The organism is Chryseobacterium proteolyticum (genome assembly GCF_046591535.1).
In the GTDB taxonomy this organism is placed as follows: Bacteria; Bacteroidota; Bacteroidia; order Flavobacteriales; family Weeksellaceae; genus Chryseobacterium; species Chryseobacterium proteolyticum.
Window position 1 is genome coordinate 332724 of record NZ_JBJLWK010000005.1, and the last position, 26286, is coordinate 359009.

Genomic DNA, 26286 nt, shown 5'->3' on the forward strand with positions numbered 1-26286 from the left:
ACTCAGATAGGTGATCAAAAAGTTTCAGATTAAGAATAAGCAATCTATATTTGCTATACAATTGAACACCACATCACAAAATATTAACGATTAAAATTTACAAATCATGGCAGCAAATTCAAGAGGAATCTTAAAATTCAACGGAGGCGAAGGTCAGAAATTATTAAAGCTTAATTACAGCGTATCAAGATCTACAGACGTTTCAGGACGTGTAGCTTCTGACCCTTCCAACGCAATCATCAAATTAACGATCGAAGCTACAGAAAAATCTGACATCTTAGAAAGCTTACTTAACGGGAAATACAAGCCTACAACAGGTGAAGTTACTTTCAATAAATCTCACGAAGAAGGAACATTAATTACTTTAACATGGGAGAACGGATATGTTATTCAGCACGAAGTAGACTTTGATGCTGTGGATGACAACAGTATGCTGATCAGCTTCATCGTAAGTGCAGAAAAAATCCATTATGGTAACGGTATCTATGAAGGTATCTGGCCAGGTGGAAGCAGCAATTAATTAAACCATCCTAGTAAAAATAAAATTGGTACAGAATAGTTTACTCACCAGAGTTGACTATTCTGTTTTTTCGTTTTGAGATCCATAACTCTATAAAAATATCATATATATCTATTAATTAGGTGTTTATGATTTTTGGTTTAGAGGGAATATAGAAAATTATCTGATCATAAGATGATTTTATTTCACAACATCAGCTAATCAATTCAAATAGTAAGATTATGTTTAAGGATGGTCAATCGCCGAAAATGTCGGCGCCCAAAAATATAAAAGGTCCTGCAGAACAACTGGGAGATACAGTGAAAACACAGGCAATACAAAAGGGTAGTGAAAAAATACAGGAAAAAGCAAATCCGAAAGTTCAGAAAATAACCCAAAAGCTATCCCAGGCTCAGGCTTATTCAGGCATGGCACAAAATGCCTCCGGTCTTTTTATGAACCAGGTTGTGCAGCCTACAGCTCCTTCTGTTATAGAAGATAAAGTATGGTCCAAGCAACCTACTTCCAAAATACATAATGCGAATGCGCTCCCTCAAAGCCAGATCATGGGTATCAATAGGGTGGTAAAACTTGATATTATTATTGAAGGAAAAATTGTAAAACACTTTAAACACTTTAAGCTTAAACAAAGTGCTACAAAACATCATGAATTCGATTTAATGCTTGCTCATGATACACTGGGAAATCCGGAAAACCATAACCTTGAAGAAGCCCAAAATTTCCTTGGAAAAAGAATCACTGTCGTATTTAAATACAAAGACGTTGAAGATGGACCTGAAAGAAGTTTTGTAGGGGTTATTACCGAAGTAGGTTTTAGCCAGGAGAAGGGCAGCCTTGGAAATGTAGTACTTACGGGATCAAGTCCTACCGTTCTGCTTGATGCGGCTCCTCATATCCAGAGCTTTGGAGGAGGTAAAGAAATAAGCTTAAATAGCATCGCAGATCAGGTTATAAAAGAAGGATTGGGACAAAATAAGTTTGACTTCCGGGTTGATTCACAACATGGAAATGTCTCTTACAGCTCCCAATATGAGGAAACCCATTATAATTATCTTGCAAGAATTGCCGAAGCCTATGGTGAGCAATTCTATTATGACGGTGAAGTTCTTCATTTCGGAAAATTGCCGCCTCAGGAAAAACCAATCAAGCTTACTTATGGCAGCAGCGTTCAGGATATAAAAATAAGAATGAAGGCTCAGCATGTTAATCCTACTTTTTATGGGTATAACAGCAGTAAGAATGAAAAACTAACCACCGGTAATTCAAAAATTACCCATACTTCAGATATTGCCAAGCGTGCATACGAAATTTCAGAAAAAACATTTACAACGCCATCTCTGAGAGTAGCTCCGATTAAGGCTTCATCATTTATGGACATTGACGCATCCCAAAAAGGTACTGCGGGAAGTAAAGCATCCAGTGTTTTCATTACTTCAGGAACCACTACTGTTCCTTTCCTGTATCCAGGATGTACTGCCGATATTGAGATGCGGAAAACAGACAGTAATGAAACCTCTTATTTCACAAAACTCATGATCATAGATATGACTCACGAGGTAGATGCAAGAGGATATTATACAGGAACATTTGATGCGATTGCATCTGATACAGGATTTATTCCACGGCCGGAGTTTGAAACCCCTAAAGCAGAACCTCAGTTTGCCAAAGTGATCTCCAATACCGATCCCTTAAACCAGGGTCGTGTACAGGTACAGTTTGACTGGCAAAACGGATCTGCAACCACGGAATTTATCAGAGTGATGACTCCCGATGGTGGAGGAAGTGAAAAAGTAAGCAAAAATCGTGGATTTATGGCCATCCCTGAAGTCGGCGATCAGGTTGTGGTTAATTTCGTTCATCAACATCCGGACCGTCCTTTTGTTATGGGAGGTATGTTTCACGGAGGTGTTGGCGGTGGCGGTGGCGCAGGAAATAATATTAAAAGCTTAAGCAGCAGAAGTGGTAATAAACTGGAACTGGATGACGGAGCAGGTTCTGTTTTTTTAACAGATCAGGGAGGTGCGAATATGAAGTTTGATGGTGCCGGTAATGCAACGACCAATGCCAATAACAATAAGACAGTAAAAGTAGGTAATAACAATACAGTAAATACAGGTAGCAAAAATGTCATCAATGTCGGAAGTAAAGATGGCGGTGGTGCCAATTCTGTATTTTCAATGGATAATGCCGGAAATATATCTTTAGAATGCGACACGAATGTAACCATCAAGACAGGTGCCAGTTCAATTACATTAAAAGCTGACGGAACAATTATCCTCAGCGGAAAGATCATTGGAATCAGTGGAGAGGGAATCGGAGTTGTAGGTACCAAAGGAATTGATCTTTCATCTCCTGCCAATCATCTCGGTGGCGGACAGACCAAGATCGATGGTGGGGACGCATTTATTAATTAAACAGATCTATGAGTGAATCATTCAACATAAAAGATAAATTTTCTGAACAATATACTCTTATAATAGATTCAGATATTAAAGCGGTAAATGTACACATGATTTCCCGTTCTCAGTTAAGATGGGATTTCACCGTTCTACAGGTAGCAGAGGATCATATTAAAGTAAAAATAATTGTTCTGGACCACATTCTTCTTGAAGCCAATAATCCTCTAATTAAAGAGGTGGCAGCACTTACGAATGCGTTTTCCAGGTTGTATAATGAATTATATCTGACCATAAATAGTGAAGGCAAAGTCGTGGAAGTTTCCAATATGAATGTCATTCGTTCAAAGTGGCAGCAGACCAAGGCTGAAATGGAAAAGATAGCAGAAAATAATCCTGAAATTAAAAATGCGATTATCTTAAATGATAACATCTTCCAGGATGAAAAGAAGCTGATAGAAGGCATTCAGAATAATGAATTTTTCCTGATGTATTTTAATAAAATCTATGGACGAAAAATCCCGGGAAATTACAAGGAAAATGCATTAAACCTTTTTAATTCAGCCAATGTACACTGGAGTTTTGACCTGAAGAATAGCAGTAACCCATTACTGTCTTCCGATGAAATGATTGTAGAACTTTCCGGAGAACCATCCATTTTATTGAACATAGGATTTTATAACCGGGCGTATATTCAGTTTTCCAATCAGATCGATGTTTCCAAACTGGAAACCTCACTCAACGAAAAAGGGATTTACAGAACGGAAAAATCTACAGGAAGAATCATAGAAGCTTCCCTTACGAGAGAAGAAATTGCCGATCCTGAAAATCTTTATGCAAAATTGAAATATACATTTTATAGCGACGAAATTCTTAAATATAAAATGTCAGATGAATACAATACAGCGACTTCCTGATGTAAAGTCTTATATAAAGAGCATTTCTATAAGAAATTACCGCTTCGGATTTAATTTAAAATTCGACAGGAAAAACTGTATTAAAAGCTTTTTCATCTTTATGGCTAAAGAATATGAAAAAGATCAGGAGAAATTTATCAGAAAAACCGTTTACGGAATTGAGCATCAGCGGATCGATGATAGAAACAGGATAAAAGCCCATACTCGAAAACAAACCCTAAAAAGACTGTAATATGGGACATAAGATTATTACAGAAAAAGATTTTTGGATGTGCTCCAGTGGTGCGATGCCTGCACAATTGCAGGGAACCAGAAAAAGCAATAAAAAAAAGCTCAGGAGAAGTCTACATTACTGTTGCGGATACCGCTACAAGCAGCTGGATAGATTTTGGCTGTACAAAGAATATGCTTTGGGCCGCACTTTTAACTGCTGTGGCTGTAGTGGTAGTGGTCGCCTTAATTGTAGGTACCGGAGGTGTTGCTGCCATAGGTCTTATCGGAATGATGGCCATCGGCGCAGCGGCAGGAGTTGCAGGAGGAGTTATTGCAGCCGTAGACGGAGCATTGAAGTGTGGGCAAAAAAATGCGACGGCAAGAACATGGGATGCCAGTAAAAATAATCTTCTTCTTACAGGGACTCCAGGTATTACAGGAGACCGTACCATGACCTGTTCTATAGGTGGGGTGGTAAAATTTGCCCCTGAAATCAAAAGCTGGACCCATGCTTTAGCTTTGGGTAGCTTTAATTATGTTACTCAGCTTGCAGGCTGTGCCCTTGGTGGTGCGGCGGTAGGAGCCGGAGGATTTCTAGTCTCGGGACTGGCAGGCGGATCACTAGCCGTAGCAGCGCCAACCTTTTCCAGTGTTCTCTCAAACGTTGCCGGAAGTTTTACCGGAATTTGGGGAGGCAGTCGTGCATTGTTCGGATTGAATGCGCTGGCTAATGAGCATGCTTATGGAAATGTTCAGGATGCCGGGGACGCCGGAGCTGTTTTAGTCAATGGAGGAATTCCTGAAATAGGCATGGGACAGCGTATTTTTACCGGACAGGCTCATCCTTCTGACTATCTTCTGTTTTTATATTTATTAAATATAAAAGTGAAGGAACCTGCACCACCCATTAAAGAGCAGAATAGTGGAGGCGATAAAGATGGAAATAATACTTCTAAAGAAGAAGGAAACAAAACGCCTGAAGAAGAAGGAGCTAATGGAAGCAAAGGACAAGGAGAAACAACAACAAAACCCAATGAAGGCGGGGAAGCAAATTCTTATGAAAGTAGTCAGCCTGGTGATCCGCCTGGTACCTATAGAGATAGCAATGGAAGATTGAAAGATTCTCAAACTCATAAATTCGTTAAGGATCCTAATGCCCAGGTTGCAGAACCAACCGAACCTAATCCTAATAACCCAAATGATACAAATCGACCAAGCTGGAGAAAAAGTGAAATTGATGCGGAACAAATGTATCCTGGTTATGATACTCAAAAAAGTTTCATTGATGGCAAAGAAGTGCCGTATGGAACGGAAGGAAGTACAAGGCCTGATTTATATAATACAGGACATAGCGTTGAGGTGAAAAATTATGATGTCACATCTAATACGGGTCGAAGAAATTTAACGAATGAGCTTAACAGACAATATACAGACAGATTACAAAATCTTCCACCAGGAACAAGACAGACAGCAGTAATTGATGTTAGAGGTCAAAATATGTCTCCTGAGGCATTAGTTCAGTTAGAATCTAGTATTCAAAAGAGTTGTCCGAATCTGGAGGTAATTTTTATTCAATAATTAATATATTTATAAAAAATAAATAATGACAGGATTAAAGGTAGGACCTATATTTTATAAGATAGGCACGGGTGATTTTTTACATTCTTTTTTTTCTACAATTGCTTATAATCTGGAAAATAATAAATGGGGCAGTAGATTTCCATTGCTAATGAATGAATTGTATTATAAAACTTTACCCGCAGATAAGGTAGATGAAGCAATTAATGAATTAAAAACGATCCAAAAAGAATTGGAAGAATATTCACCATCTATGGTAGTGTGGGATATTGAGGATCTGTCGAAACAACCACCTTGGGGAGATAATATTGCCGAAAGAATAACCGATCTGTCCAATTATTTTTATACCAATGATGGTGAAGATCTTTTTAATGTCTTCTATAAAGCCTTTGATGCTGCAAAAAGTGTTAATAAAGATATTAATATCCATAGTATGTAATCTTTACTACAAGTATATTAAAAAACAAAGCTTACCAAGAGAAATGAAGATTCATGGAATTTGAAGATTTAGAAAAAGACTTACAAGCTGAAGTAGAAAAAGGAGAAGAGATTGCGATTGAAAATATTCAGAATGGCGTGCGGTTTTCTCCATTTATTTATTTTGGCGAAAAAAATATTAAAAAGATGATTGCGGACTCTTTGGATGAAGCTATTGAAATGGCAGAAGAAGAAATAGAAAGCATTGATGAAGAGACGGTGGTTTTAATCTACAGTAATAAGATTACTCTTAAAGACGGTAGTTTTGATGCTATTGTTTCTCAGGTATATAATGTTGATGAAGGTTCAGGGTATTCTTTTGGCCTGGTTTATAAAATAGAAGATAATAAAATGAAATTTCTTAATAAAAGAGTGTTTCTGGGAAATGTAAGGAACTGCCTTATTTTTTAATTTAAAATATACAACCCCATATAAAATATAAATCCTAAAACCAGATATGGGAAATAAGATTATTACAGAAAAAGACTTCTGGATGTGCTCCAGTGGTGCAATGCCTGCACAATTGCAGGGAACCAGAAAAAGCAATAAAAAAAAGCTCAGGAGAAGTCTATATCACTGTAGCGGATACGGCTACAAGCAGCTGGATCGATTTCGGCTGTACAAAAAATATGCTTTGGGCTGCACTTTTAACTGCTGTGGCAGTAGTGGTAGTAGTTGCCTTAATTGTAGGTACCGGAGGAGTTGCTGCTATTGGCCTTATCGGAATGATGGCTATAGGCGCAGCTGCTGGGGTTGCAGGTGGAGTTATTGCAGCCGTAGACGGAGCGTTGAAGTGTGGGCAAAAAAATGCAACAGCAAGAACATGGGATGGAAGTAAGAGCAATCTAATACTTACAGGAACTCCAGGTATTACAGGAGACCGTACAATGACCTGTTCTATAGGTGGAGTGGTGAAATTTGCTCCTGAAATCAAAAGCTGGACCCATGCTTTAGCTTTGGGTAGCTTTAATTATGTTACTCAGCTTGCAGGCTGTGCTCTTGGTGGTGCGGCGGTAGGGGCTGGAGGATTTCTGGTCTCGGGACTGGCAGGCGGATCACTAGCCGTAGCAGCGCCAACCTTTTCCAGTGTTCTCTCAAACGTTGCCGGAAGTTTTACCGGAATTTGGGGAGGCAGTCGTGCATTGTTCGGATTAAATGCGCTGGCTAATGAGCATGCTTATGGAAATGTTCAGGATGCCGGTGATGCCGGAGCTGCTTTAGTCAACGGAGGAATTCCTGAAATAGGCATGGGAAAACGTATTTTTACCGGACAGGCCCATCCGTCCGATTATCTTCTTTTCCTATATTTGCTTAATATTAAAGTGAAAGAACCTGCTCCGCCAATAAAAGAATCAAACAGCGGTGGTGATAAGGATGGAAATACTCCTTCTGATAATGACGGAAATACCGCTAATAAAGAAGAAGGAAAACCAAAAGATGAAGGTCAGCCAAAGGACGAAGAACCACCAAAAGACGAGAAACATCAAGCGGCAGAGGAAGATGGACCTAAAGGAAATAAAGGACAAGGTGATGAAGGGCAAAACAATTCCGGAGAAAATAAAAAAGGTGATGCTTATGAAAGTACACCTCAAAAGCCTAGTGATAAATTAATTGCTGATACAGAGGCGAAGGCTAAAGAAATTGTAGAAACTCAAAGTGCTAAAGAAAGGGGACCATGTTTATCAGGCGTATATGATCCTGCAACAGGTAAAACCTTTTTTGGACAAAACTTTAAAAATAACGTAACAGGCAAGAATGCTTATGAAAAATGGTTGAGTGATCCTCCTGAATTGGGTGGTGCAGATCCTCTTATCAAACAAAAAGTAGCAGAGTACGAAGCCAAAATTAAAAGTGGTGAAATAAAACTTCCTGAAACTGCAGACAACCGATTAGCAGCTCACTCTGAAATAAGAGCTTACGATCAGGCTTTAAAAGCAAGAAGGGAAGCCGGTCTTCCGGTAGATGAAAATTCAATCCGGGAAATGGATCTTCACAATAGGGATTTACAGAATAATGCAATTAAAAATAATAATGGAACACCTCCTCCTAAGGTAAGATGCCCTCATTGCGGTTTCCTGACAGATGGAATAAACACTCATGGACATAAATAATAAACTTATATGATTGACAAAAATGCAGAGTTGAGATTAGAAGATACTGATGATCGTTTGTATACTAAAAATGATAGTAACGGATTTGCTGTATATTTTTTAGATAAAGAATGTAAAGAACCCTTTACGGGAGAAATATATGTAAAATTCAAAGATGCTATAGAATCTGAAGCCCAATATAAGAATGGCTACAAAAATGGGATCGAATACATCTATGATTCTGACGGAAATCTGGAGCAGGCTAATGAAAACAAAGGCAATGTAATGTATGGTGTTTCAAAAGAATATGATGAAGATGGGAATATTGTAAATGCAAGCATCGTTTTTAATAATGAGTATCTGAAATCTATTGAACTTATTGATGGGACATTTCAGGAAACAACTTCTTACCAGGATAAATTCGGAGAATTTTTGCCGGATTATATACGGGAATTGTTAAGCCTTTCCAAAGAAGAATTGTTTAATTATGAATTTAAACCGGATAATCCGCATCTTAATTATAGTAAAAAATAAAGAAGACCTGAAAAGGTCTTTTTTTATTTGATGGAACTTTAAAATTAAAAATCTCATCTTTAATTGTAGAACATAAATATTCCTATTTTCTTATATTTGTTCATTATAGAAAATATGGACGCAACTCAAGATAAAAGGTTATTTCTCATCGATGCTTATGCGATGATTTTCAGAGGATATTACGCATTGATCAGAAATCCAAGGTTAACGAGTACGGGAATTGATACTTCGGCTATTTTTGGTTTTACAAACTCTCTGATCGAATTGATCAGAAGAGAAAGACCTACGCATTTGGCAGTGGTGTTTGATGTAGGACAAGCCAGTGTAAGAACAGATGATTTTGCAGATTATAAGGCAAACAGAAGTGAAACCCCTGAGGCGATCAAGATTGCCGTTCCGTACATTCACAGGATTTTGGAAGCCATGCATATCCCTTACTTAGGGGTTGAAGGATATGAAGCGGATGACGTAATCGGTACCATTGCCTGCAAAGCAGAAAAAGAAGGATATACTACTTTTATGGTAACACCGGATAAAGACTTTGCCCAATTGGTTACCGATAAAATCAAGATCTATAAACCAGGTTTAAAGGGAGGAGATATAGAAATTCTTGGTGTAGAAGAAGTAAAAGCTAAATATGAAATCGATGATCCGAAACAGGTGATTGACTTCCTGGCGATGATGGGGGATGCCGTAGATAATATTCCGGGATTAGAAGGAGTAGGAGAAAAAACCGCGATGAAATTCCTGAAAGAATACGGAAGTATCGAAAATCTTTTAGCCAATACCCATCAGTTAAAAGGGAAATTGAAAGAAAAAGTAGAAGCGTCGGCAGAAAGAGGAATTTTATCCAAAAAATTAGCCACCATTATCTGTGATGCTCCTATCGAATTCCATCAGGAACAATACGATCTTGAAACTCCCGATTTTGAAAAAGTAAAACAGGTTTTTGACGAGATAGAATTCAGAAGATTATATGAAAATCTTTACCGTGCTTTTGCTCCTACAGAAACTGTTGTGGTAAGTGAGGTTGAGGTTACACAGACTTCTGCCGGAACTCAGGTAAAGGGTCAGGTTACACAACTTGATCTGTTTGCTACTTATGAGGAATTGGATCAGGCGACTTCTACAAAATCAACAATAGAACACAACGAACACTTATACCAGTTTATAGATAATCCTAAGGCACAGAAAATCCTTGTTAACAATTTATTACAGCAAAGGGTAGTATGTTTTGATACCGAAACAACTTCTTTAAATGAGCTGGAAGCTGAATTGGTAGGAATGAGTTTCTCGTATAAGAAAGGATTGGCTTATTACATACCTTTGTCAGAAGATCAAGGAGAAGTGCTGCAAACATTAGAAATTTTCAGACCTTTTTTTGAAAAGGAAGATCTTCTTAAGGTAGCCCATAACCTGAAATTCGATTACAAGATATTAAAGCAATACGGCATTACTGTAAAAGGTGCAATGTTCGATACCATGATTGCTCATTATCTTCTGAATCCGGACGGAAGACACGGAATGGATTACCTTTCAGAAGTATATTTAAATTATAAACCTGTTTCCATAGAAACCATTATTGGTAAAAAAGGTAAGAAGCAGGGAACTTTCAGAGACGCAGATTTAAGGACACAAACGGACTATGCTGCGGAAGACGCAGATGTAACGTTCCAATTATATGAGCTTTTTGCTCCGCAATTGAAAAAAGAAAACCTTGAAGACCTGTTTTTTAAAATAGAAATGCCATTAATGGTCGTTCTGGCAAAAATGGAACTGGCGGGGATTTCTCTTGATGAAAAATGGTTGGCTCAGGAAAGTATTGACCTTGAAAACGATCTGAAACAGCTTGAATCTAAAATTTTCGAGTTTTCAGGGGAGGAATTCAATATGAACTCTCCTAAGCAATTAGGAGAAATATTATTTGAAAAGATGCAGCTTGATCCGAAAGCTAAAAAAACTAAAACAGGGCAATATGCTACTTCAGAAGATGTTCTTCAAAAACTTTCTTCAAAGCATGAGATCATTCAGCATATCCTGGAATACAGAACCTATCAGAAACTGAAATCAACATATGTAGATGCCTTACCATCCCAGATTGATAAAGATGAGCGTGTACATACCAATTTCTCGCAGACAACTGCTGCAACCGGACGTCTGGCAAGTGTAAATCCGAATTTGCAGAATATTCCGATCAGAACATTGAGAGGACAACAGATTCGTGGTGCATTTGTTTCCGGAGAAGGAAAGAAAATCATCTCAGCCGATTATTCTCAGATCGAATTACGTCTGATTGCTGAGATTTCAGGTGAAAATAATATGATCAAAGCGTTCCAGGACGGTGAAGATATCCACGCTTCTACAGCTGCGAAACTCTTTAAAATTCCTTTGGAAGAAGTATCCAAAACACAAAGAGGGCAGGCTAAAACAGTTAACTTCGGAATCATTTACGGTCAGGGCGCTTTCGCACTAGCAGAACAAACAGGGCTATCCAGATCAGAAGCCAAACAGATGATCGAAGCTTATTTTGAGACCTATCCGAAGCTGAAAGAGTATATGGCTGAGCAGGTTAAAAAAGCCCGCGAGCTAGGATATGTAGAAACTATTTTAGGAAGAAAGCGTCATTTAAAAGATATCAACTCCAATAACTTTGTTGTGCGTGGCCATGCAGAGCGGAATGCCGTCAATGCTCCTGTTCAGGGAAGCGCGGCAGATGTTGTAAAAATGGCAATGATCAAAATTGACAAGCAACTGGATGAACAAAATCTTCAAACCAAAATGCTGCTGCAGGTACATGACGAATTGGTATTTGAATCGCCGATCGAAGAAATTGAAGTAGCTACAAAACTTATCAAAACCGAAATGGAAAGTGCCATCGAAACGCAGGTTCCTTTATTGGTTGAGGTTGGAGTAGGGAACAACTGGCTGGAAGCCCATTAAAATACAATTGTTTCATGTAACAATAAAAAAATGCTGAATTCAATTCAGCATTTTTTCGTTGATAATTATTGATCTTAAAGGATTGGTTCCAAATAGGTGAACTGTATCGATTTACTATTCCAGAATACAGACGATTTTTTTTTGTACACCATTGATTTTAAACTCAATGGGTTTGAACGGAATTCTAAAGCTATCGATGCTGTATTTTCCATTTGTCCGTCCCAAAAGTAATAATTTTTGTTCGGGAGCTAATTTAACCATGTTAAGAAACTCTCCGGCAGCAATTCCTATTTGCCCTAAGGTTAATAAAACACTGATAGGACATTGTACCTGAAATTTAGGGTCCAGCAGAAGACTATGAAGAGGACTTGGTTGTATAGATGCATTGTATAATATATCATCGGGCTTGATATGTAAAAGAAGGTTTTCTCCTTCACGTGCTGAGGTGATAGATATTTTTGATACGGACTCTGGTATACTAATTTCAATATCACTTGATACTCTTTTATCATAATCGGAAAAGCAAAAGAAAATATGTCCAAGGTCAATAGGCTTTAACTCAAGATTGGACTGCAGAGTAGCATCGACATTACCATAGTATTGCATGCTCATTTCTGAAAGATCCGGATTAAAACGGAGGGATTGAAAATGAACAAACGCTTTTCCGTTACCGGATATTTCTCCTTTAAATCTTCCCAAAGCTAAGAAATCCAGGGTTTCCCGCCAGACGTTACAGGCTGCTACTTTGGCTTCATTTTCAACCTGATGAGCAATACGAGCCGTTTCACGGGCGGCCTGCCAAATGACTCTTTGCGCCTCTCTTCGTACTCTGCACGCAGCCCTTGTACTGTGACATATCGGGTCCCATCTGGAGCAGCTCCAGTTACAACTTGGGCCGTTGAAATCTGGATATTTAAAATTGGTCCTTACTTTCTGGCAGTTGATATCACCTCTTTTTACTTCCAGCTTCTCATTGAATGAAGTCTGAGGAATAATGAAATTCTGTTTTAAAATAATAGGAGTGGAAAAGGCTTCGTTGAAAATCGATGAAATCTCTGCTTTACTTACATTAGCCGTTACTGAAGATTTTGCATCAATAGGTTCAAAAACGCTTAGCCATAAATTGTCATACCTTTCACTAAATGATTTGAACAGTTTAGATAATTCAGCTTCATTTCTAGGTTTGCTTTGAGAAATACTTATTAAGTCATTAATTAAAGGCTTTTCTTTTGTTAATTCAGCCATTATCGAAATACCTGTGGATTGTATTCTTACCGATGATTTTTTTACAAACCGTGATATTCTTATGGAGTCAGCGATAATTTCAGTATCCGGATTTTTAAACATTTCCTTTAGGCTAAGCTGATAAGATTGTCCCCAGCCAATATTAATAATTGTTGGCTTTTTAAAAATTTGTCCGTTCACATTGTCGATATAATTTTTAAGAATGGGGGAAAGTAATTTTGCCAATACCTTTTGTGATATTTTGGGATGTTTCAAAAATTGAATGCTTTCAATTTTTAAAGAAGTTAAAGCACTTCTCAGGTATAAAGAATCTGATTTGCTAGAAACAGCAGTAACCCCTTTGAAATTCCCGGTGGCTTCTATACTATATTTAGGAAACCTGACTGAAAAATCAGCTTCTACAAATATTCCCTGTTTATCAAAGGATAGTTTTGGAGTTACATTTTGTACCAGGATGTTCTCATCATTTATCGCTTCCGCTGCTTTTTTGATCTCAGGAGGTAAATATTGCAGAATGATATCCCTATCTATATTTACTCCTATATGGGGGCTGAAATCAGTAAGCTCAGAAAGGTTTTTTTCAACCGAGGTATATTGCTGGTCGATGGTAGAAACAGGCGGAAATTTTTTATTCAATGCGGTTTTTAGCGGAGTACAGCTGCCTAGAAAAAGCAAGACGCTGAATAGGCTTAAAGTTTTTGATAAATAATTTTTCATGGCTCTTTGTTTTGGTTAGTTTTATCTCTAAACAAAGTTGGAATAATCCCCATTCAGTTTCAATTACCCTTTTTCGCTATTTTTTTAAATAAGAAAAAGCCTTAAACTATTGTTAAGGCTGCTATTAATACGGTTAATTTTTTATTAGAATTACTGAATCTATTTAGCTTTTGAAAGTGCCATTTTCACGGCGAGAAAAACCAGTACACTGGCCATAAACCATTTTTGTATTCGCACCCAGAGAGGATTTTTAGCAAAAAAGGAAGCTACTTTTGCTGCGGTCAGAACAATGATGAAATTGATGGTGAAACTTGTGAAGGCCTGTATCAGCCCGAGTTCAATGCTTTGTGTAAAAATAGAGCCATATTGAGGCTTTATAAACTGTGGGAAAAAGGAAAGGTAAAAAACAGCAACCTTTGGATTAAGAACATTCGTTAAAAAACCAACGGTAAAGAGTTTTCGGGGACTATCTATGGTCATGTCCTGATCCATTTCAAAGATGTTCTTACTGTTGGGCTTGATAGCCTGATAAGCAAGGTATAAAAGATATACTGTTCCCAATGTTTTTAAAATAATATAGGCATATGGAACCGCAAATAATACAGCGGTAAGTCCAAAAGAAACCATGACAATATGAAATAAAAAGCCACAGACCACACCGGCAAGAGAAATCAGTCCCGCTTTTTTTCCCTGTGTAATGGATCTTGAAATCAAATAGATCATGTTAGGTCCGGGACTTATGACCAGAATAAGCGCTGCCAGAGCGAAAAATAAAAGATCATGGATAGGAATCATAATTTTTCACAAAGGTATAAAAATGCATTAAAAGGAAAGTCTAAATACTATTCCGATCTTGCTTTTTCACTTCATAAAACTTTTTTACAGGTTTTTTTAATCAAAAAGAGTAAAAAATAGACAAAAAGATTTTTCATTTCGACAAAATTTGTAAATTTGTCAAATATTTCTATACAGAAAATTAACCAGATGAGTCAACCACTTTCCCAGGAAGAAATTTTAAAAAGCCAGATTTTACAGACCGCACAGGATCTGTATCAAAGGTATGGCATTAAAAAGGTGACGATGGATGATGTAGCTAAAGCTGTGGGAAAGACCAGAAGTGCTCTTTATTATTATTTCAAAAACAGGGATGAGCTTTTTGAGGCAGTTATGATTTCCTTAGTAGATGAAGTGAAGGATGAGCTGGAAAAGATGATTTATAAAGAAGAAACTTTAGAATCGCGCATCCGGGCTTTTTGTTTTGCTAAAGTAAAGGGTTTTAAAAAGACCAGAAACTTTATAACAGCTATTGAAGCACGTATGGATAGCGAGGAACGCTCTAAATATTCTGATATTATATGGGAAATTCATCAGAGGATGATGCGTTCTGAGACCACTTTGTTAAAAAAAGTAATTCGAGATGCTGTAACAGCAGGTGAAATTAATGAACCTGATTCCAAAGCTCTAGATGTTCTCTTGTTTGTTTTACTGAGCAGCATTCGTGGGATCCGACGTGAATCAGTTAGTGAGAATTATAAGGATCAATGGGAAGATGGCGCAGAAATGTTTGCCCAAATGATTGTTGAGAAGATAAAAGCATGATTTTTTTTATTTAAAATTTGACGTTTTGATGATTTTTGTCAAATAGTTAGATTAGAGTTGTATTAGTAATTTAAATAAGATATTATACATAATGAATATCAGCAGTATAAGCACATTCAGGGCTTTTAAAAGTGACAATTTCAAATATTATTTTGCAGGACGTTCCATATCCCAGTTTGGAACATGGATGCAGCGAACAGCTATTGTATGGCTCATTTATTCGCTTACCCATTCTTCTTTTATGTTGGGGGTTACAGTGTTTGCTGAGCAATTTCCTTCATTCCTTTTTTCTTTTGCCGGAGGGGTTGCGGCAGACCGGTTCAACAGGAGTACGATCATACGATGGACACAGATTGCGGCAGTATTGCAAACCTCATTACTGGCGGTCTTATTTTTAACCCATCATATTGTTGTCTGGCAAATTCTGGCTTTAAGTGTGGTGTTGGGAATAATCAATGCTTTTGATGTTCCGGCAAGGCAAACAATGATCAGCCAGGTAGTGATGGAGGAAAGTGATGTTCCAAGTGCACTTTCTCTCAGCTCTGCAACATCAAGTATCAGCAAGGTATTAGGTCCTGCAGTTGCGGGTTTTGTATTAGAGCATTGGAATGTCGGTTTTTGTTTTGTACTTAATGCAATTGGTTTTATGATTGTAATTGTCTGTTTTTCGATGATGAAGTTGCCGGCATATGAAAAGAAAACAACGCATAAAAAAGTACTCTCAGAATTCAAAGAGGGGTGGGTTTATCTTAAAAATGAGTCCAGAATCGGCTTGGTAATTCTTATGCTTTCCCTGATGGGTTTACTGGTTTTACCTTACGATACTTTAATTCCTGAGGTTGCTAAAATTACTTTTAAAGGAAGTGCATCCACTTTTGGATATATTTCAGGATTTATAGGTTTAGGAGCTGTTTCAGGAACCATTTTACTGGCCTCACTCAAAAGAAATGATAAGCTCAGGTTCTATCTTGTTTTGAGTACAATAGCCCTTGGTTTGGGGCTCATTCTGTTTTCGCAGTCAACAAATTTTTACTGGGCAATGCTGTTTGTGGTCTTTACAGGATTTGGAAGTGTGATGCAACTGACCAGCTGTAATATTATCGTGCAGTCCGAAGCGGCACCTCATATGAAAGGGAGGGCGATCAGTATTTTATTAACGGCTATTTTTGGAATGCTTCCGTTGGGAAGTTTAGTCACAGGATATGCTTCAGAGCACATAGGAAGTAGTAATACACTCCTGATTCAAGGAATACTCGCAATCCTGATAGCAATATGTTTCTATAGGTTATTTACGATTCCTGAAAAAAATAAAGTATCCTCTCCGGAAAAAGAGGAATTCACTCGTGAAACAATTTAATATTAAAAAAAATGCAAGAAACAAACAAAAGCGCTTTGCTGGTAATGGATATGCAAAATTCTATTTTACAGAATATTGACGATCCGAAGCCATTAGTCAGCAATATTTCCAAAGCCATTTCTCATGCGAGGTCAAACGGGATCCCGGTTATTTACGTCGTGGTTGCTTTCAGACCCGGAGCTCCTGAGATCAGTGAACATAACAAAACTTTTTCCAGATTTGGAAACAAAGAAATGTGGACTCCGGAATTTGCTGCACAATGGCAGGAGATTCATCAGGAAGTCCTACCTGAAAAAGATGAAGTGATCGTAACAAAAAAACGGTTCAGTGCATTTACAGGAAGTGATCTGGAAGTTGTATTAAGAGGAAAGGAGATCCGACATCTGATATTGACCGGCATCAGTACTTCGGGAGTAGTATTATCTACTTTACGGGAAGCTGCAGATAAGGATTATGAATTGACGGTGATTGAAGACTGTTGTGCAGACCGGGATCCTGAAGTTCATCAGGTACTTACTGCTAAAGTATTTCCTATTCAGGCCGAGGTGGTCAGTTTGGGTAATTGGATAGGATAAAAATCAAAACTCCGGATAATAATCCGGAGTTTTGTATTTTTCTTAGTTCTCATTTATTTTAATGGAGTTTTCTTTATATTTTCAATTTCTTTCTCCATTCTGTTTTCCCAGCCTTTTCCATTTCTTTTATCCAAGTAGGGCTGCACCGTTTCTTTATATTTTTTTTTCGGCTTTAACTGATATAGGATCCACTGTACAACCTGTCTCCTGATATGAAATTCCATATTTTTCACGGATACTATCTATACTGCGTATGGTTTTTTCATTGTATAATGGAACTGCGAGTCCGCCCGCATATCTGTATGTGATATGATCATTTTTAATATCTTTTTCGGCACGGATCATACATTCTTTCTCAGCTTGGGCAACTGCTTTCCGGTTTATCATAAAAGCTCTTACAGATTCAAAGGCCACGTATGAAAACAGGAGACTATTTATGATAACAAAAACCAATAAGAATTTATTGGCAGCATTTAAATTTTTAATTTGTAACGTACTGATCATCCAGGACACCAATGCAATAAAAGCCACTGCAAAGAGCAGATATTGTATTTGGCTTATTTTGACCAGTTCAATGAAATTAAAATCGAATGAATCATTAATAACGCAAATACCATAAATATATGTGGTAAACAAAAGAAGTAATACAAAGATGTTAGCAAAGATGAGTTTATTTCTCATCGTTAAATATTTGATCAGCGGTCTTTAAATAAAATTTGATAAACTTTTAAAATAATAAATCCAATCACAAAAAGTGCTATAGCAAGAACAATAGCCCTAAAATAAAGCTTTTGATATGCAGGATAATCAGAAGGAACTTTAAAATCATCAGCTGACTGAATCTTATTTTCCTTTAATATTTTTTCAATTCTGGCAGCATCTTTTTTATTGAAGTAAAATCTGATATCACCGGAAGCAGTTTGCATTTCAGAATCAGTCCAGTATTCAATATTAGCTTCGCAGAGCTTGCTTTCGAAGTCTATGGATTTTCGGAAAGGAATGTAAATCCGGTATTGTTCGTTATCAAAAATGGTTGGTTTCATAGGTTCTCAGATACTGTATATTAGTTCACGGTTCCTATAGCCAGAAAAACGATCAGCATAAAACCTGTAATACCTAAAATAAAAATGGAAAATTTCTTAATATTTTCAAAACTCCTTCCTTTTTTTAATATCAATCTTCTGAAGCCGTTTGATATTAATGAGAGTAATGCTGTGATAAAAACCAGTCCCAGAGCAGAGCATACTCCCGTCCCGGGAAATGTTTGTAAGGTATTTTTATTTCCGGAATGAGGAAGAAAATCATACAGGAAAAGTGCATTCCACGCAATAATCAGCAATATAGGGACTAAAGGTTTTAAAGGAAATCCGCCCTGCATTTGCTGTTCAATAATTGTATAATTCTTTGGAGGTGCAGTATTTGCTTTAGCTGCTAAAAATCCGGTTTTTTCTATTTCATTGATTATTCCTGCAGGATCTCTAAAGGTCCAGAAAATAACATTTGAATTGTACTTCTCAACGCGATGATAGATTTTGATTCCCTGTCCGATCAGAGGAATTAAAGTGTACGGCTTTATAGAGATAATATCCTGAGGTTGGAAAACGAGATTGCCTACCAGGGAAGCATTAATCTTTAGTATATCTGCATCAACATACAGGTCAGCAAATGGATAATTGGCATTGGCAAGACCAATCCTTGCACCACCTGTTAATGTGAAGTTTTTTTCCATAATTATAAAACTCGTTTTTGTTGTTCACTTTCACGGATTGTTTTCTCCAATCTGGATATCCTGGTTTTCTCCTGTTTGGCAGACATGATCCAGTGCAGCATGACTTTCTTATATGATGGTGCTTGATTACTAAAAAAATCCCAGGCTTTTTTATTCGATTTGAATTGTTTTTTAAAGGCAGGACTTAATTCGGCGAGAGCATTTTCATGGGAATATATTGCTGTTTTTTCCTGTTTTCTCAATGCAAATGCTTTGAGACCCGCTGTTTTCATTAATCCTGCTTGAGTCAGATCTTCAACCTTTTTTATATTGATCGCACTCCAGATGCTTGTCGGTTTTCTGGGAGTAAAGCGGATGGTATATTTTTCGTCGTCTACACTTTTTCTTACTCCATCAATCCAGCCATAGCATAAAGCCTGGTCTACAGATTCCGACCAGGTCATAGAGGGTTTCTTTGTCCCTATTTTATAAAATCCTACCAACAGTTCTGTTTTTGTTTCGTGGTTCTTTTCGAGCCATTCCCGAAAATCCTGTGGTGTTGAAAAAAATTGTATTTCCATCCGTTACTTTTACTTTTTTAAAGATGTTTTCAATTCTCTGAATACTATTTTCCGGTAATATTTTCTAGCTTTCCTCATAAGTTCAGGGGTAGAAATATTTTCGTTGACCTGCATCCCGTTAAAATAAAATTTGGTTCTATGACTGTTAATACTTCGCATGGCAAAATCAAGATCTCGTAATGTATCCCGGTCAATAACTAACTTTTTGATTTTATAAAAGCGAATGTCATTTTTACGGAAACCCGGATATCTTTCCAACATTCTTTCACTCATTGGGAAGATGGTGTCGAAAATAATATTGTTATTTTTAAGTTTGTCTACAATTTCTTCCTGTGAATAATTAACTGTAATATGGCATTTTGAACATTGCAGATTACCACGGCTTACGGTATAGCTGAAGCTTGGCGGGGGAGAAGTAGCCATCAAAACAAACAATGAAGGAATTAAAATAAAGGTTGGATGAAGAGATGGTATTTTGATCCTGTGTAAGTTGTCAGCTCTTTGAATGATGAAATATGGGATGGGCAAGAACAGCAAAGCCAGCAGATCAGAATAATCAACAACTCTTGTTACAGGAATCAATGCATATTGATTATACCAATTGATCGCCCCTTCGGAATAACCGGATTTCCAGAATAGAAAGAGTAAAGCACCAATCCATATGGAATGAATTGTAAGTCTCGGAAAAATATAAGACAGGAGTAAAGGCAGGATGATAATTCCAACAACATCCGAGAGTTTGCCTGTAAGGAAGTTTGCGAATTCATATTTAAAAAAATGATCATTCAGGAACAAAATGAGCAGACAGACTACAAATATATAATTGAGAAGAAGATATTTATTTCTTTGGATTTTCATCAGATATCAGTTAATATTCAAATCCGAATTTACACAAATTACAGAGAAAAATAAAAGCAGATGAAATTTCATCTGCTTTTATTCCTACCGGATAAGGCCGGTGTGTCTCAATTCTTTTTCTTTACAGGATCTTTCCGGGTGTTGTATACAATAATATTACTGGTCTTAAGCCGGTTAACTAACCATGTTTTTAATTTTTCTTCATCTATCTTGGTTTCCGACTGATAGATAAAAGCAGTTTCCAGACTTGTTGAATCCGTAGTAAAATAATTTTGGAGTTTTCCGATAGCCATCTCCTGAACCTCCGGGAAGAGGATCTTTACTTCTTTTACCAGTTCAGGATTATCCATTTTATAGAGGTTCAGTTCATTCTTTAATTCATTCACCTGAAGATCCTTTTCTGTAATATTGGTTTTTTGAAGATTGATTTCGCTTAAGATCTCTTTTTTAAGATCGCTGGTGTTTTGTTTAATAACGAGATTGGTGTTTTTTATCCCAAAATCCTGTAATGAAGTATTAAATTTCTTTATTTCCGTACTGTCGAATTTTGTAGATAAAAAAGCAAGCTCAATTGATTTGGGATTGGCATTATAATCCACTTTTTTATAGATTACAGTGTATCCTTTTTTTGAAAATTCTTCATTGATGAAGTTCTCAACATTCTGGTTGTATTTTTTTTGGTTTAAAAGGTTATAAGCCAAATAACAACTCGGAACAATCATAATAATGATCAGGATCGAAATGCCATAACGTATTCTTTTTTCAAAGGCTTTATTGGTGGTTTCTACAGCTTGATATTTGAGAGATTTTATAATCAGGAAGGTAGAAATACAAATAAAGAAACAGTTGATGGTATACAGGTAAAATGCCCCTGCCACAAAAGACCAGTTTGCAGTTGCAATACCGAATCCTGCAGTACACAATGGAGGCATTAACGCTGTTGCGATGGCCACTCCCGGAATGGGGTTCCCTTTTTCAATTCTTGTGATGGATATCGCTCCCACAATTCCACCGAAAAAAGCAATCAGGACATCATAAATATTAGGCGAAGTCCTAGCCAGCAGTTCAGACTGAATATCTTTGAACGGACTTAAATAAAAATATAAGCTTGAAACTGTTAAGCTGACCACCGTGGCGATCAGCAGATTTTTCATGGATTTCTTTAAAAGACTGAAATTAAACGTAGCCAAAGCAAAACCTGCTCCTACAATAGGTCCCATAAGTGGGGAAATCAACATGGCTCCTATAATTACAGCCGTTGAGTTTACATTTAATCCTACTGACGCAATAAGTATAGCACAAGCCAGAATCCATAAATTGGCCCCCCTGAAGGATACATTACTTGTCACATTTTCAAGAACAATAGCAGGATTTTCTTCTCCGTTATGGAGATTTAAAAAATTGGAAATCGTTTTTCTCATTTTTGTTGTGTGTTATAAGGGTGAAGAACAAAATTTCATTACTTCACTTTTTCGCAAATATAAATGTTTAGGATATAATTCCAAAAAATAAATATGAGTATAAAAACACAATCTATGATTTCTCTGTTATGGCCTTCTCAGAGCTGTTTTAATCCCCATTAAACATCTTCATTAGTTTTTCTATAGCTTTAGGTTCATGCATCAGTACCGTATTATCCAAAGTAACCCGGGTAATTTCTGAAGCTCTTTTTAGCATTTGGTTTTCATAATGAGATAAAGCATCCTTGACGGTGTCATACTTGTTGCTAGTGAGGCATTCTGCAAGCTCATATGCATCCTGCATCGCCATATTTACTCCCTCTCCGGCATAAGGTGGCATTCTGTGGGCAGCATCCCCCAACATGGTCAGGTTAGGAAGTGTTTCCCATTTTTGATCAAGCGGGTAGTGGTACTGAGGACGTACAACAAATGATGAATCCTCACTCATAAACAATTCCTGCCAGGTCTCATTCCATGTTCCAAATTCTTTTCTGAACCATTCGAAGATCTGCTCTCGGTTACTAAAATCGATTCCGGATTCTCTGACCCAATTTTCATCGACTTTACATCCTGTATAAAAAGTGAGCGTACCATCTCCTTTGGTGCTGAACAATAATGTTTTTTCTTCATCCAACGCAAAAATTTTACCCCCTTCTACAAGCTTCCAGAGCTTTGGAGCATTAATAGCTGCGTGGTAAATATTTCCCTCAACCATAGTTATTCCTGAATAAACAGGCTGAATATCTGTAATATAAGGTCGTATTCTGGAGTTGGCTCCGTCAGCGGCAATAACGATGTCTGCATCATACGATTTCCCGTTTTTAAAATAAAGCCTCCAGCCATCACCTTGTTTTTCCATAGATAAAAACTGACTATCCCAAACCACGGTTCCCGGAGTAAGTGCTTCCAACAGAATTTTTCTTAATGGAGCCCTATCGATTTCAGGACGGTCTTCACTATGTGAATTCACTGAGTCATGTTCATTGAGATAAACTGTAAGGTCTTTGTCTAAAATTTTTAATTTTCCCGCATCTGGACGGTAGTGAGCGATAAAAGCATCCATTAACCCGGCTCTTTTTAAAGCTTCCAGTCCTGATTCTTCATGCAGATCCAAAGTTGCTCCCTGTACACGGACATCTTTATGCTCATCACGCTCATAAACTTGAACTTCAGCTTTGTTGATCTGCAGGAGATTTGCCAAAGTAAGCCCGCCGGGACCACCACCAATAATGGCTATTTTTTTATTTTGTACTATCATAATCTATTAAATTATGACGCAAAATTACTTCACGGGAAGAACAGAAAATTGTATAAATCGGTCGTTTTTATTTTGGCTGAGTTCTTTGGGGAGAAACCCGGAAAGCCTTTTAATCTCTTTTATAAAATGAGACTGGTCACTAAAGTTTTGTTCGGGAAAAAGTTTTCCTTCTTTAATATGTGTAAAAGAGGCTCTGAATCTGAGAATTCCACAATAAGACTTTAAGGAAATACCGTATTGCTGATTAAAATAACGGTTGATCTGCCGTTCACTCCATATCACCTTTTCAGAAAGTTCTTTCACAGAAATATCTCCGTTGGCAGAGTAGATAAGGTCAAACAGCTTCCGTTTCCGTTCATCAATTTTCCGCAGAGAAAGTTCAGATGCTATTTTCTCTGTTGCTTTTTTACAGAACTGATTAAAATCGTTCATATCATCGACTGTGAAACCCCAGAAATTCTCAGGCAGGTTTTTAGCATAATCTAAAATATCAGAAACAGTTTCGTGAAGTATATATTCGGTCGCCAGTAAATTAAAACTAATTGCAAAGGTTCTGGATTTTTCAGCAATTACAATTTCTTCAGGATGTGTTCCAATGCCTAAAAGAACAATATGAAAAGGCATTGTGGAGGACTGTGACAATATAATATCTATCCTTCCGTCAGGTAAAAGAATAATTTCTTTTGTTTCTGACGGATTATCCAACATCCAGAAACTTTCTACAAAGTCTTTAAGAGAAGGCTCAGGCAGGTGAGAAGCATAGATAAGATTATTAGTCAGTTCCATAAATTAATACTTTCTCAATTTCAGGAATATTTAAATTTTCTGATTTATTTTTTAATAAGCCTATACATAAAAAATGAATTCATCTAGGTTTTCTGGAATTGCATTCATTGGACTATAATAATCTAAAAGTAGAAATTACTTTCCGAACTGTGATGCTTTCCATGCATTAATCATTTGCTCTCCCTTTTTTGGATCCAAAAACATTAAATTAACTGAAAATTCATTTTTATCAAACAATCTGCTGTACATTTGAAACTCCAGTATCATATTGTTGGGAAGGATCATTTTAATTGTATACTTGTTGAAAACTAAATTATTAATTTTTTCCTTTGTACTGATGGTATCAAATTTTGCTTTTGGCATATTCTCTTTGAATGCTTTGTACAAAACTTCATTGACTGCTTTGTTTGATTCATCATAATTACCATCAACTTTTGGATCAAAAGGCTGATAATTAGCTTCCAGATAATTAAAATTATCAGATTTAAAAACAAAAATAGTTTTAGATTGATTGATAACTGGCTGACCCGTTGTTTTTTCAAGTACTTCCTGTCCTCTTCCTTGCAACTTTGCCCATTCATCATTATTTACTTTTTCAAAGTTTTTTGGAATTTGAATCTTCCATTTAAAATCACTGTTGTAGAAATCTGTATCAGTATTTTGAGCATAAGATATCTGAGACAATAATAGGAATACAATTAAGATATAGAGGTTTCTCATTTGAAAATTTTTCAGGTTCAAAATTATGAAATCTTATCTTAAGCCACCGGCAATCCAAAATAGAATGTACTTCCTTGGTTGGGTGCACTTTTTACTCCAATTTCACCATGTTGTTTTTCGATAAAGTTTTTCGAAATGGCCAGCCCTAGGCCGGTTCCGTTCTGATGTTCTCCCGGTACCTGAAAGTAGCGGTCGAAAATCTGGCGGTGGTATTTTTCATCAATTCCGCTTCCTGTGTCTGTGATGCTAAATAAGATCATTGCTTCAGACTTCTCCACGAGTATCCGGATGTTTTCATCCTGAAAAGAATGTTTAATGGCGTTACTCAGGAAGTTATTCATCACCCAAACGGTTTTATCAAAATCTGCGGAAACAAGATCTTCTTCACTTGTGAGAAAGTCGGTGCTGATAGAAATATTCTTTTGTTCCGCTAGTTTTTCAACATTTTTAATAGCGGTAGTAACAATTTCTTTCGGTGAGCAGCTTTTGATATTCAGACGGATATTTCCGGTTTCCACCTGCGACAGATTTAAAAGCTCACCTGTAATATCCAGGAGCCTTTGCCCGTCATCGTTGATGCTTTTCAATAATTCCTGTTGTTGATCATTAAGTTCTCCGAATTTCTGATTCCCTAAAAGCTGAACCCCCATTTTGATAGCCGCAATCGGGGTTTTTAATTCATGGGAAATCGTTGCTATAAAATTGGTTTTTGCAAAATCCAGCTCTTTGAAAGGGGTGATATTCCGGAGAAGGATTACCTTTCCGATATATCTTTTTTCCTTTTCGCCTGTTTTGGCAATATTAATGGGAACAATTTCCTGTTCGAAATAGTTCTCCTTATTATCAGAGACAATTTTGATCGGATCTTTTACAGGATGGTCCATATTTTTAAGCAGCTCCCTGATCAGATCATTGTTTACAGCAACTTCATGAGCTGTTTTGCCAATAATTTCTTCCTTACGAAGGTTGGTGATTTTTAAAGCTTCATCATTGATCATGTAGATGTAATGATTTTCATCAAGGCCGATGACAGCGTCATGCATATTATTAACCAATGTTTCGATCCGCTTTTTATCCATCAGCTGTGTGGAAAGGGTGCTGCTTTCGTATTCCTGTAATTTCTCTGCCATGATATTGAAAGAGTTGGCCAGATCATTGAATTCTTCGCTTCCTTTAAAATGAACCCTTTCATTATAATTTTTATTGGCGATCTGCTTGATGCTGAAGGTCAGTTGGTTGATAGGCTCAGCAATAGTCTGTGGCAAATTAAACAAGAGGATAAAAGCAATAAGAAAACATACGGTTCCTAAACTTACGATCCAGAATGTGGCGCGTTCAGCAGTAACAATTGCAATGTCACTTTTACGCTCAATTCCTTTCATGTTCAGAGACATGATTTTTACTAAATCTTCACGGATAAGCTTTTCTTTTTTATAATCAGGTTGCTTCAGATAACTGCTGAAGTGGATCTTCAGATTCTGGGTGATTTCTTTTTCGCCGATTTCTGAAAGGTTATGTTCCTGTAGTGCATTATTTTTTTCAAAATCTCTGACGGAAACAACGCTGTCTGTGCTCATTCTGTCCAGGGCAATCAGCATATTTTTAGAATACTCAAGGCTGTTGTAATTGGCTGTAAGGATTTTCTCGGTGTCTGATTTTAGTTTATTGATGTACACAGAACCGATCACTGACAGTAAAACGATCAGTAAAAATAAAAGACCAACGCCTAATGTGAGTTTAGTTTTAAGTTTCATTAC

General features: G+C 37.1%; 26 protein-coding genes. 13 read left to right on the forward strand and 13 right to left on the reverse strand.

Going from position 1 to position 26286, the window contains the following annotated elements; all coding sequences use genetic code 11:
- Positions 1 to 106: 106 nt before the first annotated feature.
- The 10 genes from tssD (at position 107) to polA (ending at position 11665) form a co-directional block, all read left to right on the forward strand.
- Entirely contained in the window at positions 107 to 520 is a 414-nt protein-coding gene (gene tssD / locus ACJ5H0_RS19325; protein WP_172284101.1) for a type VI secretion system tube protein TssD, read from the forward strand.
- A 248-nt stretch (positions 521 to 768) separates the two neighbouring features.
- Positions 769 to 2934, forward strand: coding sequence for a type VI secretion system Vgr family protein (locus tag ACJ5H0_RS19330; RefSeq protein ID WP_273650854.1), 2166 nt, complete (start codon positions 769 to 771; stop codon positions 2932 to 2934).
- 8 nt (positions 2935 to 2942) lie between these two features.
- Positions 2943 to 3833 carry a hypothetical protein gene (locus ACJ5H0_RS19335; RefSeq protein WP_172284105.1) on the forward strand — a complete coding sequence of 297 codons (891 nt, stop codon included), beginning with the start codon at positions 2943 to 2945 and terminating at the stop codon, positions 3831 to 3833.
- Positions 3808 to 4065: a hypothetical protein gene (locus ACJ5H0_RS19340; protein ID WP_411251540.1), complete on the forward strand. Its 258-nt coding sequence runs from the start codon at positions 3808 to 3810 to the stop codon at positions 4063 to 4065. Before ACJ5H0_RS19335 ends, ACJ5H0_RS19340 begins: the two co-directional genes overlap by 26 nt.
- A gap of 47 nt (positions 4066 to 4112) precedes the next feature.
- Positions 4113 to 5624: a hypothetical protein gene (locus ACJ5H0_RS19345; RefSeq protein ID WP_411251542.1), complete on the forward strand. Its 1512-nt coding sequence runs from the start codon at positions 4113 to 4115 to the stop codon at positions 5622 to 5624.
- Between the two features lie 25 nt (positions 5625 to 5649).
- Complete coding sequence (locus tag ACJ5H0_RS19350) at positions 5650 to 6063, forward strand: immunity 70 family protein (protein ID WP_306614299.1); 414 nt, start codon at positions 5650 to 5652, stop codon at positions 6061 to 6063.
- Positions 6064 to 6116: 53 nt separating this feature from the next.
- Positions 6117 to 6512 carry a hypothetical protein gene (locus ACJ5H0_RS19355; protein ID WP_306614297.1) on the forward strand — a complete coding sequence of 132 codons (396 nt, stop codon included), beginning with the start codon at positions 6117 to 6119 and terminating at the stop codon, positions 6510 to 6512.
- A 92-nt stretch (positions 6513 to 6604) separates the two neighbouring features.
- Entirely contained in the window at positions 6605 to 8212 is a 1608-nt protein-coding gene (locus ACJ5H0_RS19360) for a hypothetical protein (protein WP_411251544.1), read from the forward strand.
- Between the two features lie 9 nt (positions 8213 to 8221).
- Positions 8222 to 8725, forward strand: a complete 504-nt coding sequence (locus tag ACJ5H0_RS19365) for a toxin-antitoxin system YwqK family antitoxin (protein WP_172284117.1) — start codon at positions 8222 to 8224, stop codon at positions 8723 to 8725.
- A gap of 114 nt (positions 8726 to 8839) precedes the next feature.
- Positions 8840 to 11665, forward strand: coding sequence for a DNA polymerase I (gene polA / locus ACJ5H0_RS19370; RefSeq protein ID WP_411251546.1), 2826 nt, complete (start codon positions 8840 to 8842; stop codon positions 11663 to 11665).
- Between the two features lie 114 nt (positions 11666 to 11779).
- Here polA and ACJ5H0_RS19375 read toward each other — a convergent pair whose 3' ends face one another.
- Together ACJ5H0_RS19375 and ACJ5H0_RS19380 are read right to left on the reverse strand one after the other, a co-directional pair.
- A complete protein-coding gene (locus ACJ5H0_RS19375) occupies positions 11780 to 13627 on the reverse strand; it encodes a hypothetical protein (RefSeq protein ID WP_411251548.1) in 1848 nt (615 codons plus the stop codon).
- A 159-nt stretch (positions 13628 to 13786) separates the two neighbouring features.
- Positions 13787 to 14422, reverse strand: a complete 636-nt coding sequence (locus ACJ5H0_RS19380; RefSeq protein WP_411251549.1) for a LysE family translocator — start codon at positions 14420 to 14422, stop codon at positions 13787 to 13789.
- A 189-nt stretch (positions 14423 to 14611) separates the two neighbouring features.
- On the opposite strand from ACJ5H0_RS19380, the gene ACJ5H0_RS19385 reads away from it, so the two are divergent.
- From ACJ5H0_RS19385 to ACJ5H0_RS19395, 3 genes are all read left to right on the forward strand, one after another.
- Complete coding sequence (locus ACJ5H0_RS19385) at positions 14612 to 15226, forward strand: TetR/AcrR family transcriptional regulator (protein ID WP_411251552.1); 615 nt, start codon at positions 14612 to 14614, stop codon at positions 15224 to 15226.
- Between the two features lie 91 nt (positions 15227 to 15317).
- Positions 15318 to 16583 carry an MFS transporter gene (locus ACJ5H0_RS19390; protein WP_411251555.1) on the forward strand — a complete coding sequence of 422 codons (1266 nt, stop codon included), beginning with the start codon at positions 15318 to 15320 and terminating at the stop codon, positions 16581 to 16583.
- 11 nt (positions 16584 to 16594) lie between these two features.
- Positions 16595 to 17158 (forward strand): cysteine hydrolase family protein, encoded by a 564-nt coding sequence (locus ACJ5H0_RS19395; RefSeq protein WP_411251557.1) that lies wholly within the window; start codon positions 16595 to 16597, stop codon positions 17156 to 17158.
- A gap of 53 nt (positions 17159 to 17211) precedes the next feature.
- Here the strand turns inward: ACJ5H0_RS19395 and ACJ5H0_RS23175 are convergent, their stop codons facing one another.
- The 11 genes from ACJ5H0_RS23175 to ACJ5H0_RS19445 form a co-directional block, all read right to left on the reverse strand.
- Positions 17212 to 17382 (reverse strand): FEKKY domain-containing protein, encoded by a 171-nt coding sequence (locus ACJ5H0_RS23175; protein WP_458796246.1) that lies wholly within the window; start codon positions 17380 to 17382, stop codon positions 17212 to 17214.
- The gene (locus tag ACJ5H0_RS19400; RefSeq protein ID WP_411251560.1) at positions 17312 to 17839 is read right to left on the reverse strand and encodes an FEKKY domain-containing protein; all 528 of its coding nucleotides are present in this window, start codon (positions 17837 to 17839) and stop codon (positions 17312 to 17314) included. Before ACJ5H0_RS19400 ends, ACJ5H0_RS23175 begins: the two co-directional genes overlap by 71 nt.
- A 14-nt stretch (positions 17840 to 17853) precedes the next feature.
- On the reverse strand, positions 17854 to 18201 hold the full coding sequence (locus ACJ5H0_RS19405; RefSeq protein WP_172284130.1) for a hypothetical protein: 348 nt from the start codon (positions 18199 to 18201) through the stop codon (positions 17854 to 17856).
- 20 nt (positions 18202 to 18221) lie between these two features.
- Positions 18222 to 18887 carry a hypothetical protein gene (locus ACJ5H0_RS19410; RefSeq protein WP_411251564.1) on the reverse strand — a complete coding sequence of 222 codons (666 nt, stop codon included), beginning with the start codon at positions 18885 to 18887 and terminating at the stop codon, positions 18222 to 18224.
- A 2-nt stretch (positions 18888 to 18889) separates the two neighbouring features.
- Positions 18890 to 19447 carry a YdeI/OmpD-associated family protein gene (locus tag ACJ5H0_RS19415; RefSeq protein ID WP_411251568.1) on the reverse strand — a complete coding sequence of 186 codons (558 nt, stop codon included), beginning with the start codon at positions 19445 to 19447 and terminating at the stop codon, positions 18890 to 18892.
- 9 nt (positions 19448 to 19456) lie between these two features.
- Positions 19457 to 20305: a hypothetical protein gene (locus tag ACJ5H0_RS19420; RefSeq protein WP_411251571.1), complete on the reverse strand. Its 849-nt coding sequence runs from the start codon at positions 20303 to 20305 to the stop codon at positions 19457 to 19459.
- A 107-nt stretch (positions 20306 to 20412) separates the two neighbouring features.
- Positions 20413 to 21726 carry a DUF389 domain-containing protein gene (locus ACJ5H0_RS19425; RefSeq protein ID WP_411251574.1) on the reverse strand — a complete coding sequence of 438 codons (1314 nt, stop codon included), beginning with the start codon at positions 21724 to 21726 and terminating at the stop codon, positions 20413 to 20415.
- A gap of 148 nt (positions 21727 to 21874) precedes the next feature.
- Positions 21875 to 23023 carry an FAD-dependent oxidoreductase gene (locus ACJ5H0_RS19430; RefSeq protein ID WP_411251576.1) on the reverse strand — a complete coding sequence of 383 codons (1149 nt, stop codon included), beginning with the start codon at positions 23021 to 23023 and terminating at the stop codon, positions 21875 to 21877.
- Between the two features lie 24 nt (positions 23024 to 23047).
- Positions 23048 to 23809 (reverse strand): DUF6597 domain-containing transcriptional factor, encoded by a 762-nt coding sequence (locus tag ACJ5H0_RS19435; RefSeq protein WP_411251578.1) that lies wholly within the window; start codon positions 23807 to 23809, stop codon positions 23048 to 23050.
- A gap of 135 nt (positions 23810 to 23944) precedes the next feature.
- On the reverse strand, positions 23945 to 24529 hold the full coding sequence (locus tag ACJ5H0_RS19440) for a hypothetical protein (protein WP_411251580.1): 585 nt from the start codon (positions 24527 to 24529) through the stop codon (positions 23945 to 23947).
- 38 nt (positions 24530 to 24567) lie between these two features.
- Complete coding sequence (locus ACJ5H0_RS19445) at positions 24568 to 26283, reverse strand: ATP-binding protein (protein WP_411251582.1); 1716 nt, start codon at positions 26281 to 26283, stop codon at positions 24568 to 24570.
- Positions 26284 to 26286: the final 3 nt, after the last annotated feature.

Excerpts from the sequence above, each read along its gene's own strand:
- tssD (WP_172284101.1), top strand. The coding sequence starts at position 107 with ATGGCAGCAAATTCAAGAGGAATCTTAAAATTCAACGGAGGCGAAGGT.
- ACJ5H0_RS19330 (WP_273650854.1), top strand. The coding sequence starts at position 769 with ATGTCGGCGCCCAAAAATATAAAAGGTCCTGCAGAACAACTGGGAGAT.
- ACJ5H0_RS19335 (WP_172284105.1), top strand. The coding sequence starts at position 2,943 with ATGAGTGAATCATTCAACATAAAAGATAAATTTTCTGAACAATATACT.
- ACJ5H0_RS19340 (WP_411251540.1), top strand. The coding sequence starts at position 3,808 with ATGAATACAATACAGCGACTTCCTGATGTAAAGTCTTATATAAAGAGC.
- ACJ5H0_RS19350 (WP_306614299.1), top strand. The coding sequence starts at position 5,650 with ATGACAGGATTAAAGGTAGGACCTATATTTTATAAGATAGGCACGGGT.
- ACJ5H0_RS19355 (WP_306614297.1), top strand. The coding sequence starts at position 6,117 with ATGGAATTTGAAGATTTAGAAAAAGACTTACAAGCTGAAGTAGAAAAA.
- ACJ5H0_RS19365 (WP_172284117.1), top strand. The coding sequence starts at position 8,222 with ATGATTGACAAAAATGCAGAGTTGAGATTAGAAGATACTGATGATCGT.
- polA (WP_411251546.1), top strand. The coding sequence starts at position 8,840 with ATGGACGCAACTCAAGATAAAAGGTTATTTCTCATCGATGCTTATGCG.
- ACJ5H0_RS19375 (WP_411251548.1), bottom strand. The coding sequence starts at position 13,627 with ATGAAAAATTATTTATCAAAAACTTTAAGCCTATTCAGCGTCTTGCTT.
- ACJ5H0_RS19380 (WP_411251549.1), bottom strand. The coding sequence starts at position 14,422 with ATGATTCCTATCCATGATCTTTTATTTTTCGCTCTGGCAGCGCTTATT.
- ACJ5H0_RS19385 (WP_411251552.1), top strand. The coding sequence starts at position 14,612 with ATGAGTCAACCACTTTCCCAGGAAGAAATTTTAAAAAGCCAGATTTTA.
- ACJ5H0_RS19390 (WP_411251555.1), top strand. The coding sequence starts at position 15,318 with ATGAATATCAGCAGTATAAGCACATTCAGGGCTTTTAAAAGTGACAAT.
- ACJ5H0_RS19395 (WP_411251557.1), top strand. The coding sequence starts at position 16,595 with ATGCAAGAAACAAACAAAAGCGCTTTGCTGGTAATGGATATGCAAAAT.
- ACJ5H0_RS23175 (WP_458796246.1), bottom strand. The coding sequence starts at position 17,382 with ATGGAATTTCATATCAGGAGACAGGTTGTACAGTGGATCCTATATCAG.
- ACJ5H0_RS19400 (WP_411251560.1), bottom strand. The coding sequence starts at position 17,839 with ATGAGAAATAAACTCATCTTTGCTAACATCTTTGTATTACTTCTTTTG.
- ACJ5H0_RS19405 (WP_172284130.1), bottom strand. The coding sequence starts at position 18,201 with ATGAAACCAACCATTTTTGATAACGAACAATACCGGATTTACATTCCT.
- ACJ5H0_RS19410 (WP_411251564.1), bottom strand. The coding sequence starts at position 18,887 with ATGGAAAAAAACTTCACATTAACAGGTGGTGCAAGGATTGGTCTTGCC.
- ACJ5H0_RS19415 (WP_411251568.1), bottom strand. The coding sequence starts at position 19,447 with ATGGAAATACAATTTTTTTCAACACCACAGGATTTTCGGGAATGGCTC.
- ACJ5H0_RS19420 (WP_411251571.1), bottom strand. The coding sequence starts at position 20,305 with ATGAAAATCCAAAGAAATAAATATCTTCTTCTCAATTATATATTTGTA.
- ACJ5H0_RS19425 (WP_411251574.1), bottom strand. The coding sequence starts at position 21,726 with ATGAGAAAAACGATTTCCAATTTTTTAAATCTCCATAACGGAGAAGAA.
- ACJ5H0_RS19430 (WP_411251576.1), bottom strand. The coding sequence starts at position 23,023 with ATGATAGTACAAAATAAAAAAATAGCCATTATTGGTGGTGGTCCCGGC.
- ACJ5H0_RS19435 (WP_411251578.1), bottom strand. The coding sequence starts at position 23,809 with ATGGAACTGACTAATAATCTTATCTATGCTTCTCACCTGCCTGAGCCT.
- ACJ5H0_RS19440 (WP_411251580.1), bottom strand. The coding sequence starts at position 24,529 with ATGAGAAACCTCTATATCTTAATTGTATTCCTATTATTGTCTCAGATA.
- ACJ5H0_RS19445 (WP_411251582.1), bottom strand. The coding sequence starts at position 26,283 with ATGAAACTTAAAACTAAACTCACATTAGGCGTTGGTCTTTTATTTTTA.